Origin of the sequence: Methylobacterium sp. E-066 (genome assembly GCF_022829635.1) — a bacterium.
Classification (GTDB): Bacteria; Pseudomonadota; Alphaproteobacteria; order Rhizobiales; family Beijerinckiaceae; genus Methylobacterium.
Genome location: NZ_JAKSYO010000105.1, coordinates 16,951 through 27,232 on the forward strand (window position 1 = coordinate 16,951; position 10,282 = coordinate 27,232).

7 protein-coding genes are annotated in these 10,282 nt (G+C 72.2%); 5 read left to right on the forward strand and 2 right to left on the reverse strand.

Going from position 1 to position 10,282, the window contains the following annotated elements; all coding sequences use genetic code 11:
* The first annotated feature begins 60 nt into the window (after positions 1-60).
* Positions 61-966 carry a LysR family transcriptional regulator gene (locus MKL20_RS15155; RefSeq protein ID WP_244037359.1) on the forward strand — a complete coding sequence of 302 codons (906 nt, stop codon included), beginning with the start codon at positions 61-63 and terminating at the stop codon, positions 964-966.
* 206 nt (positions 967-1,172) lie between these two features.
* Positions 1,173-1,700, forward strand: a complete 528-nt coding sequence (locus tag MKL20_RS15160) for an AAA family ATPase (protein ID WP_244037360.1) — start codon at positions 1,173-1,175, stop codon at positions 1,698-1,700.
* 16 nt (positions 1,701-1,716) lie between these two features.
* Here MKL20_RS15160 and MKL20_RS15165 read toward each other — a convergent pair whose 3' ends face one another.
* Positions 1,717-2,472 (reverse strand): CDP-diacylglycerol diphosphatase, encoded by a 756-nt coding sequence (locus MKL20_RS15165; protein ID WP_244037361.1) that lies wholly within the window; start codon positions 2,470-2,472, stop codon positions 1,717-1,719.
* Between the two features lie 109 nt (positions 2,473-2,581).
* Between MKL20_RS15165 and MKL20_RS15170 the strand changes: the two genes are divergently transcribed.
* Positions 2,582-3,619, forward strand: a complete 1,038-nt coding sequence (locus MKL20_RS15170; protein ID WP_244037362.1) for a DUF2891 domain-containing protein — start codon at positions 2,582-2,584, stop codon at positions 3,617-3,619.
* Between the two features lie 162 nt (positions 3,620-3,781).
* Here the strand turns inward: MKL20_RS15170 and MKL20_RS15175 are convergent, their stop codons facing one another.
* Complete coding sequence (locus tag MKL20_RS15175) at positions 3,782-5,812, reverse strand: ATP-binding protein (RefSeq protein WP_244037363.1); 2,031 nt, start codon at positions 5,810-5,812, stop codon at positions 3,782-3,784.
* 268 nt (positions 5,813-6,080) lie between these two features.
* On the opposite strand from MKL20_RS15175, the gene MKL20_RS15180 reads away from it, so the two are divergent.
* Complete coding sequence (locus MKL20_RS15180) at positions 6,081-7,229, forward strand: acyl-CoA dehydrogenase family protein (RefSeq protein WP_244037364.1); 1,149 nt, start codon at positions 6,081-6,083, stop codon at positions 7,227-7,229.
* A gap of 133 nt (positions 7,230-7,362) precedes the next feature.
* A partial coding sequence (locus MKL20_RS15185) for a DEAD/DEAH box helicase (RefSeq protein WP_244037365.1) occupies positions 7,363-10,282 on the forward strand: 2,920 nt, incomplete at its 3' end.

Consider the following 10,282-nt stretch of genomic DNA (forward strand, 5'->3'; position numbering starts at 1 on the left):
GAGCGCTGCGTTGCCGTTTCGGCAAGGGATATGGCGGAATAGTCGTTTTCAGGCAGAAAAATGCAAATTACGGGCCTGCGCTACTTCCTGACGGTTGCCCGAACCGGCTCGATCGCGGCAGCCTCGGCCCAGCTCAACGTCGCCGCCTCGGCGATCAGCCGGCAGATCGGAAACCTGGAGGCCGAGCTCGATTGCGTCCTGTTCGAGCGGCGCCCGCGCGGCATGGTGCCGAGCCCGGCCGGCGAGCTCCTGGCCCAGCACGCGCACCAGATGCTGGTCCGCTCGGAGCAGGTGGTCACCGAGATCCGCGAGCTGGAAGGCCTCGCCCGGGGCCTGATCCGGGTAGCGAGTTCCGAGGGGTTCGCCCTCGACATCGTGCCGAACGCCGTGGCGTCCTTCCACGCCGCCCATCCCGGCCTGCGCTTCGAGGTGACGGTGCTGCCCCCCGCCCAGGTGACCCAGATGGTGGCGGCGGGCGAGGCCGATCTCGGCATCACCTTCGCGCTCGCGCCGACCACCCAGGTCGAGGTGCTGTATGACGGGGAGGTCGACATGCGGGCGCTGGCCACCCCCGACCATCCCCTGGCGCGGGCGAAGCTCGTGCAGCTCTCCGATCTGCCAAACTATCCGGTCGCCCTGCCGACCCGAGACACGACCCTGCGGCAGGTTTTCGACGCCGCCTGCCTGCACGAGGGCATCGTGGTCGAGCCAGTGTTAACCGCCAACAACTTGGCCGCCCTGCTGCCGTTTGTCCGGAATTCCCGCGGTCTCGCGCTGATGTCGGCTTTGTCGGTACGGACGCCGGTGGACCTGAACGCGCTGGTCAGCCTGCCGATCCGCGCCCAGGCGAGCCTTACCCGGGGCATCCAGATCCAGGCCATGCGCGATCGGCGTCTGCCCCGGGCGGTGCGAGGTTTTCTGCGCCAACTCACCAACGCGCTGCCGCCGCCGAAGGGGGCGGGCTGAGCAGATTTTCGGCCGCGGTATCACCGCCGCATGGCAAGATCTGCGATGAACCAAGCATAGAAACGATCACGGCCTCGGCCTGGCGCAGCAATCTCGTCGCGATGAGGGAGTCCTGTGCCAGGTTCATCGTCCCGCTCGATGTACGGCGCATCCTTGCCGATCCGGATCTATACGGTGATCCTGTCGGCGGGCGTCGAGGCGAGGCCATGATTCTCGATGAGCTTGGGCCGCGCATCTGCATCATCGGCCCGTCGAACAGCGGCAAATCCACCCTCGCGGTCGCGATCGGGCGGACCCGGGGCCTGCCGCCGATCCATCTCGACCAGCTTCAGCATCGGCCGAACACCGATTGGGAGCCGCGCTCCGAGGACGAATTTCGCGCGCTGCACGATGCGGCCATCCTCGAACCGCGCTGGGTGATGGACGGCAACTACACCCGGTACCTGCCGCAGCGGCTGGAGCGGGCGACGGGCGTCATCCTGCTCGATGTCCCGACCATGACCAGCCTTGTCCGATACCTGCGCCGATGCTGGTTCGAACGTGACCGGCCCGGCGCTCTCGAAGGTGGCCGGGACAGTGTGAAATGGAACATGATCCGTCATATCGTCGTCGCCACCCCGGCGAACCGTAAGCTCTTGGCGGCGCAGTTCGACCGCATCGGCCTGCCGAAGCTCCGGTTGGATACGCCGGGCGCGCTGACCCGCTTCTCCCTCACGGCCGGGCTCGATCGCTGATCGGCGGCACCCCGCCTCAGGCGCCGCCGCGGCCCGAGGCAACGGCGCAGCTATGGTCCATCACGTCCTCGGCGCTGGCGCTCGGCGCCCGGTAGGCCAGCAGCAGAAAACCCGGCTCGGGATCACCCGGCGGCGTGGCGAGCGCGGCAAAACTCGTCCGGTGCAGGTCCGGCCGGGGTCCCGGCAGGGTGCGCAGGGCCGCGAACGGGTTGAAACGCTCGGCTTCCGCTTCCGGCACCCGCATCGCGTGGTAGCGATCCCCGGCGAGCGGCACCGGGAAGCGCGTCCAAGTCCCGCGGATCTGGCGGCCATGCGCCTTCACGGCGGCCAGCACGCTCGGCTTCAGGCAATCGAGATGGATATGGAGCTGGTCCTGGCTCCGCCCCCGGGCCGAATTGACCGCCAGCCCCACCGCCTCGGGCGGCAGCTTGCCCTTCAGGGCATCCGACACGAACGGGCGCGCCGCCAGCGCCGCCCGCCAATAGGCGGCCCCGCGCGGCCCGCGCAGGACCGGGGCTTCGAGCCCGGCCACGGTGTCGGTGGGCATCACCACGATGTGGGTCGGCTCGCCGGGCGCGCGCAGGACCGCCGAGCCGGGGCGGTCCTTGTCGCCGAGATCGACCGAGAGGCACGGAAACGTCCGGTCGGCGATCCGCTTGGCGAGCACGCAAGTCTTCAGCGCGGCCCACAGCACGTCCCGGGTCGGGTCCGGCGCGGCCGCGGCCGGCATCGCGAGGGCGACGAGAAGGACGGCGATCGGCGCACGGCGCATGGAAAGTCCCGATGAGATCGGGCCGGCGGACTGCCCGGCTCGCCACGCTTGCGATAACCGTCTTGGACCGCGCCGGCAAAGCGTCCGGTGCCGCATGGGACGTCTCGCGATGCCGAACGCGCTCACCCAGGAGATCGGCGCCCGCTTCGCCGCAGTGGCCCTCGGCCACGTCACGCGCGAATACCCGAACAAGCCGGGCCACGTCCTGGCCGGCCCCGAGGATGCGCACACCCCCGCGGCTTTGCACCCGGTCTTCCACGGCAGCTACGATTGGCATTCCTGCGTCCACGGATATTGGCTGCTGGCGCGGGTGCTGCGGCTGTTCCCCGACGGCCTCCAGGCCGGGGCGATCCGCACGCAGTTCGACGCGCGGCTGATCCCGGAAACAGTCGCCGGGGAATGCACCTATTTCGCCGCCCCGACCGCCCGGGGCTACGAGCGGCCCTATGGCTGGGCCTGGCTCCTGAAGCTCGCCGACGAATTGTCCCGCCTGCCCGAACGCCGCTGGGCCGAGGCCCTGGCGCCGCTCACCGGCATGATCGCGCAGCGGGTCCGGGACTTTTTGCCGGTCGCGCCCTATCCGGTGCGGGTGGGGACGCATTTCAACACCGCCTTCGCGCTGCGGCTGGCGGCCGACTACGCCGAGGGGGCGGACGACGCGGCCCTGTCCGACCTGCTGCTGCGCACCGCCGAGCGCTGGTACGGGGCCGACACGGATTGCCCGGCCTGGGGCGAGCCGGGGAGCGACGACTTCCTGTCCTCCGCGCTGATCGAGGCCGAGTGCCTGCGCCGGCTCCTGCCGGCGGAAAGATTCCGGCCCTGGTTCGCCCGGTTCCTGCCGGACCTCGCGGCGGGGCGGCCCGCGACCCTGTTCCGGCCCGCCACCGTGACCGACCGCAGCGACGGCAAGATCGCCCATCTCGACGGGCTGAACCTCAGCCGCGCCTGGTGCTTCCGGGCGCTCGCCGCCGCCCTGGACCCGGACGATCCCCGACGCCGGCCGCTCCAGGCCGCCGCCGAGGCCCACCTGGAGGCTGGTCTCCCGCACGTGACCGGCGACTATATGGGCGAGCATTGGCTCGCCACCTTCGCGCTGCTGGCCCTGGATATCGAGACGGGATCCGGCCCCCGCGCCACCGAAGGATGAGAAGGTCTTGAGAACTTTCGGCCGCAGGGGACGTTGTTCCCTGTCGGCCGCACGCGGCGCGAACAAAAAAAGGACCGCCCCCGAAAGAGCGGTCCGAAGTCTTGGGAGGAAACGCCCACAAGGGGCAGCAGCGCGGCGACACCATCGCCATGCTGCATCGCATCAACCGGAGAGCGGGGGCCTTGTTCCCCGCCCACCCCGAAGCTGCGTCGCCTCGTAGAGCACCTGGGCGAGCTGCTCGGCCGAATACGGCTTGCGCACCAGCATGAATCCGTGCGCGTCGTCGGTGGCCAGGATGTGGCTGTAGCCCGAGGTCAGGACCACCGGCAGGTCTGGGCGGGTGATCTGCAACTGCCGGGCGAGGGCGACGCCGCCCATGCCGGGCATGACCACGTCCGAGAAGACCGCGTCGAAGCGGGCGGGCGTCCGCTCCAGCTCGACCAGCGCCTCCTCGGCGGATTTCGTCCAGATCGGCGCGTGGCCGAGATCCTCCAGAATCTGGGTGCAGAAGCGCCCGACCTCGAGATTGTCCTCGACGACCAGAATGCACAGGCTCCGCTGCGGCTCCGGCTCGCGCCGGTCGTCGCGGCCGGAATCGGCCACGTCCGCGGGGGCGTCGACCTGCGGGAGGTACAGGGTGAAGCGCGTGCCGCGTCCCGGCAGGCTCGCCACGTCGATATCGCCGCCCGATTGCTTGGCGAAGCCGATGACCTGGCTGAGCCCGAGCCCGGTGCCCTTGCCGATCTCCTTGGTGGTGAAGAACGGCTCGAAGATCCGGCCGAGATCCGGGGCCGGGATGCCGCTCCCGGTATCGACCACCATCACGGCCACGAACGGCCCCGGGCCGCCGGCATGGCCGCGGATCGGCGGCATCGGGCGGCCGCTCTCAAGGCGCAGGGTCAGGCTGCCTTCCCCGTCCATCGCGTCGCGGGCGTTCACCGCCATGTTGATCAGCGCGGTCTCGAACTGGCTCTCGTCGGCCCGCACGAAGCAGGGCGTGCCGGGCAGGTCGGTCTCCACGTGGATGCGGGCGCCCGTGACCGAATCGAGCATGTCGGAGATGCTGCGCAGCCGGGCGCAGATGTCGAAGACCTGGGGCTTGAGCGCCTGGCGCCGGGCGAAGGCGAGGAGCTGGCCGGTGAGCTTGGCGGCCCGGTCCACCGTGTCGGAGACGGCGTCGAGGTAGCGGCGCCTGCGCTCCTCGGCGAGTTCCGGCCGGCGCAGGAACTCGACCGACGAGCGGATGATGGTCAGCAGGTTGTTGAAATCGTGGGCGACGCCGCCGGTGAGCTGGCCGATCGCCTCCAGCTTCTGCGATTGCCGCAAGGCCTCCTCGGCCTGGCGCTGTTCGGTGATGTCGCGCCCGAAGCCGTAGAACAGCCCGTCCTCCGGGACCACGGTCCAGAGCACCCGCCGCCAGCCGCCGTCGCGGGTCGTGCAGGCGACCTCGACATCCTCGACCCTGCGGTCCTCGCAGAGGGGCTTGAGCGCCGCGCGCGCCGCCTCGCGGTCCGGGGCGGCGATGAAGTCCAGGGCCTTCCGGCCCAGGGTCTCCGCTTCGGACCAGCCGAGCGCCCGGCTCCAGGACGGGTTCACCGACTGGACCTGCCCGTCCTTGGCCGAGACGAGCTTCAGCACCGGCGACAGGGTCCAGACCCGATCGCGGTCCCGGGTCTGGGCGGCGACCTGCGCCTCCAGATGGTCCGCCCGCGCCTTGAGCAGCGCCCCGGTGCGCCGGCTCTCCAGCAGGCTCATGAGGGTCCGGGCGAGCCCCTCCAGGATGAAGACCTGCGGCTCGGTCAGGCTGCGCGGTTCCCGGTCGAGGACGCTGAGCGTGCCGATCGCCCAGCCCTCGGATGTCGCGAGCCGCACGCCGGCGTAGAAGCGCAGATCCGGCTCGCCGGCGACTGCCCCGCAATCCGGCAGCACCAGCGCGCCCGCCTGGCCCAGGGTCTCGATGCAGGGGCCGGTCTCGAGGGGCCGGTCCGGCGCCGCGTGGCCGAAGGCGGCCTTGCTCCACTGCCGGTCGGAATCGGCGAAGGTGATCCGCGCCATCGCGGTGCCGCAGGATACGGCCGCCATCCGGGCGATCTCGTCGAAGGCGTGCTCCGGCGCGGTGTCGAGGATGGCGTAGCTGCGCAGAGCCGCGAGGCGCTGGGGATGATGGCGTTCAAAGCCCGCTGGGCAGGACATGGTCTCGTTCCGCGACACGGCTGCGTCATAGCCCACGGCACCGACCCCCCCAAGTGAATCATCAGCGGCGGTCTGACGGCTTGTTAAGCCGGATCTCTCTACAACGCCTGGATGTCGATTCGGGGCCGGGTCGCCCGGTGCAGATCGACGCGCCGCAGGGCCCTCATCGCCGCGGTCCAATCCGTCACGATGTGCAGTATCGTCGCACGGCGTATCGAAGCGAGTCGCGGCGGGTTGCTCGTTCGAGCCTTTTGTGACCGGAGCAGGCGTGGACCTCAGACTCGACGATATCGCCTGGGGCACCCAGGGCGATCCGGTGGCGGCGGCCCGTGAGGTCGCGGTCGGCGCTGCGCGTCGGGCCGGAAGCCACGATCACGACGGGGGTTTTCCGGCCGACGATGTGGCGGCGCTGGCCCGGCTGGGCCTGCTGGCCGCGCCGGTCCCCCGGCGCGCCGGCGGCGCGGGCCTCGGCGAAGAGCCGGACGGGGCGATCCTGCGCGCTGTGCTCACCCATGTCGGGTCCGGCAGCCTCGCCCTGGGGCGCGTCTACGAGGGCCATGTCAACGCGGTCCAGCTCGTCGCCCGCTATGCCGCGGGCGAGGCCCGCAACAACCTGCTCTCCGACGCCACGCAAGGCCACCTGTTCGGGGTCTGGAACACCGAGCCGCCGGGCAACGGCCTCAAGATCGACAGCACCGGAGCCACCCCGGTCCTCAAGGGCGTAAAAACCTTCGCGTCGGGGGCCGGGTTCGTGACCCGCGCCCTCGTGACCGCGCAGCCCGCCACCGGCGGCTCGCAGATGATCGTCGTCGCCCTGGAGCCCGGCGCGCGGGCCGACCTCTCGGCCTGGCGGGCGCAGGGGATGCGGGCCTCGGCCACCGGCACAGTGGATTTCACCGGGCTGGGCGCCGAAAGCTTCACCCTCGTGGGCGCCCCCGACGATTACCAGGCCCAGCCGCATTTCTCGGGGGGCGCCTGGCGCTTCCTCGCGGTGCAGCTCGGCGGCCTGGAGGCTTTGCTCGACGCCTGGCGCGGCCATCTCGTCGCCACCGGCCGCGGCGAGGATCCGCATCAGCTCGCCCGCCTCGGCCAGGGCGTGATCGCCGCCGAGACCGCGCGCCTCTGGGTGGCCCGGGCCGCCGCGATCGTGACCGATGACGGCGATCCGGACGGGATCATCGCCTACGTCAACCTCGCGCGCCTCGCGGTCGAGCGCGCCGGGCTCGATCTGCTGGAATTGGCGCAGCGCTCGGTCGGCCTGCAGGGCTTCCTGCGCGACCACCCGCTGGAGCGCTTGACCCGCGACCTCGCCACCTACCTGCGCCAGCCCGGACCCGACCGGGCGCTCACCGAGGGCGCCCGCCACGTGCTGCGGTCTCCGCGGGCGAGCGGCGATCTCTGGCTGGACGAGGCCTGATCCCGGAAGGCCCGGGATTCCCGGACGCAAGCCTTTTCGAATGCGGCATCGCGTCTGTGAATCGGACCGGCGCGGCCGGGAGCCCTGACCGCCGGCCGGCGTTTGCAGGATCCGGGACAGGTTCGGATCAGGCATGGCCAAGCGCAGGACGAAGACGGTCGCCCACCAGGAGACCGAGGACGCGCCGCTGATGCCGACCGGCGCGCTGGCGGTGGCACTGCTGGGCTTGGCGGAGGGTGCGGCACCTCTCGTCCACGTCGCCCGGGATGCGAGGCGGCTGGAGGAACTGGCCGCGACGCTCCAAGCCCTGGACCCCGAGGCCCGCGTCGCCGTCTACCCGGAATGGGATTGCCTGCCGCTCGACCATGCCTCGCCGTCGCGGGCGATGATGGGCGCCCGCGCCGCCACGATGCGATGGCTGACCGACCGGGACGCCCTGCCGGGCTTCGTGCTGACCACGGCCCCGGCGCTGATCCAGCGGGTGCCCCCGCCGGAGACCTGGGCTTCGGCCCGGGTGACCCTGCGGGTCGGCGATCCCCTCGACGTGGCCGCCGTGATGGCCGACCTCCAGCGCCTCGGCTACATCCTCGACGAGCGGGTCGACGAGCCGGGCGAGATCGCCGTCCGGGGCCGCACCGTCGAGGTATTTCCCGCCGCAGCCCCGCGGCCCTGCCGGATCGAGCACGCCGACGGCCGGGTCACCGCGATCCGCTCCTACGACCCGATCTCGCAGCGCTCCGTCGCCGAGGTCGCGGATCTGGTGATCGATCCGGCCACCGAGATCATCCTGGCGCTGGATTCCGGCCAGAGCTTCGAGCCGTTCACTGGGCAGGAGCACCGGCTGGACCGCTACTATCCGCGCCTCGTGACCCTGCTCGATTACGTGCCCGAGGCCCGGCTCGTGGTCGAGGACGGCACCCAGGCCCGGGTCGACGCCTTCTACGAGCAGATGGACGAAGCCGGAGCCCGGCGGGTGCCCCGCGGCGGCCGGCCGGATGACGGTGCGGGCCTCTACCTCGCGCCCAAGGCGTGGCGGGACCTCGTGGCGGCCCGCACCCGGGCCATGGCCACGGACGCGGCGGCCGAGCCGGTCGGGATCCCGGTCTTCGCCCGGGAGCGCCGGCCGGACGCCGCCTTCGCCAAGGCGATGCGCGAGCGGCTGAAGGCCGGCGACGTGGTCGTGCTGGCCGGCTCGCGCCAGCCGCTCCGGCGCCTCGTGCGCCAGGCCGGCAAGATCGCGGAGCGCCCGGTCCGGCTGATCGACGGCTGGTCGGATCTCGCCGAGGCGGCGCCGGGGGATATCCTCGCCCTGGAGGCGCCGATCGGGGCCGGCTTCCGGGTCCCGGCGCGGGGCGCGACGCTGTTCGCCGCCGCCGACCTGTTCGGGCCGGACGCCGCGGTGGCCGGCACCGCCCGGGCGATCCTGCCGATGGGCGAAGTCGACCTGCGCCCCGGCGACGTGGCGGTCGACCGCGACCACGGCCTGTGCGTGTTCGAGGGGCTGGAGCCCGTGGCGAGCCCGCAGGGCGTCGGTGCGGACGACGAGCCCTCCGAGGCGTTGCGTCTTCGCTTTGCCGGCGACGCGATCCTGATGGTGCCGGTGACCCAGGCCGACCGGATCTGGCGCTACGGCCCGGAGCCCGACGCGGTCACTCTGGACAAGCTCGACGGCGGCACCTGGGCGCGCCGCCGCCTGCAGGCCGAGGCCACCATGGCCCGGACCGCCCGGGTGATGCTGGACGCCGCCCGCGCCCGCCGGGAGACCGAGGCCCCAATCCTGGCGCCCCCGTCCCGCGACATGGAGCGGTTCGCCGCCGGTTTCGGCTTCGCCCCGACCCCGGACCAGGCCGCCGCGATCGACGCGCTGATGGCCGATCTCGCCTCGGGGCGGCCCATGGACCGGCTGGTCTGCGGCGATGTCGGGTTCGGCAAGACCGAGGTCGCGCTGCGGGCTCTGGCGGCGACGGTTTTTGCCGGCAAACAGGCCGCGCTGATCGCCCCGACCACGGTCCTAGCCCGCCAGCATGTCGAGACCCTGCGCCGCCGGTTCGGCCGGTTCGGCATCGAGGTCGCGCAGCTCTCGCGCCTGGTCTCGCCGGCCGAGGCCAAGCGGGTGAAGGCCGGCCTGGCCGACGGCACGATCCGGCTCGTGGTCGGCACCCAGGCGCTGGCCGCGCGCGGGGTGCGCTTCTCCGACCTCGGCCTGACCGTGATCGACGAGGAGCAGCGCTTCGGCGCCAAGATGAAGACGGATCTCCGCCGCCTGGCCGAAGGCGGGCACGTGCTGACGCTCACCGCCACGCCGATCCCGCGCACGCTCCAGGCGGCGCTCGTCGGCCTCCAGAGCCTCAGCGTGATCGCCACGCCCCCGGCGATGCGCCAGCCGGTCCGGACCGTGGTGGCCCCCTTCGAGGCCGATGCGATCCGCGAGGCCCTGATCCGCGAGCATCGCCGCGGCGGCCAGAGCTTCGTCGTCTGCCCGCGCATCGAGGACATCGCCCCCATGGCCGAGCGCCTGCGCGGCCTCGTGCCGGGCCTCGACGTGCTGGTGGCGCATGGCGACCTGAAGCCGTCGGCCATGGACGAGGTCATGGTCCGCTTCGCCGACGGGGATGGCGACGTTCTGCTCGCCACCGCCATCGTGGAGAGCGGCCTCGACGTGCCCCGGGCCAACACCATGCTGGTCTGGGAGGCCGCCCGGTTCGGTCTGGCCCAGCTCCACCAGCTCCGCGGACGGGTCGGCCGCGGCCAGCGGCGCGGGGTCGTGCACCTGTTGAGCGACCCGGCCGCGCCGCCCCCGCCCGCGGCGCTCCAGCGCCTGCGCGCCCTGGAAGCCCTGGATCGGCTCGGCGCCGGCTTCGCGGTCAGCGCCCGCGACCTCGACCTGCGCGGTGCCGGCGACCTCGTCGGCGAGGATCAGGCGGGTCACGCCAAGCTCGTCGGGCTCGGCCTCTACCAGCACCTGCTGCAGCTGGCGCTCACCGCCGCCAAGGGCGAGCCGGCCGAGGATTGGAGCCCGGAGATCGAGATCGGCCTGCCGAGCCGGATCCCGG

Bases quoted from the DNA above. Each gene is read 5' to 3' on its own strand.
- MKL20_RS15170 (WP_244037362.1), top strand. From the start codon at position 2,582: ATGCCGAACGCGCTCACCCAGGAGATCGGCGCCCGCTTCGCCGCAGTG.
- MKL20_RS15165 (WP_244037361.1), bottom strand. From the start codon at position 2,472: ATGCGCCGTGCGCCGATCGCCGTCCTTCTCGTCGCCCTCGCGATGCCG.
- MKL20_RS15155 (WP_244037359.1), top strand. From the start codon at position 61: ATGCAAATTACGGGCCTGCGCTACTTCCTGACGGTTGCCCGAACCGGC.
- MKL20_RS15175 (WP_244037363.1), bottom strand. From the start codon at position 5,812: ATGTCCTGCCCAGCGGGCTTTGAACGCCATCATCCCCAGCGCCTCGCG.
- MKL20_RS15160 (WP_244037360.1), top strand. From the start codon at position 1,173: ATGATTCTCGATGAGCTTGGGCCGCGCATCTGCATCATCGGCCCGTCG.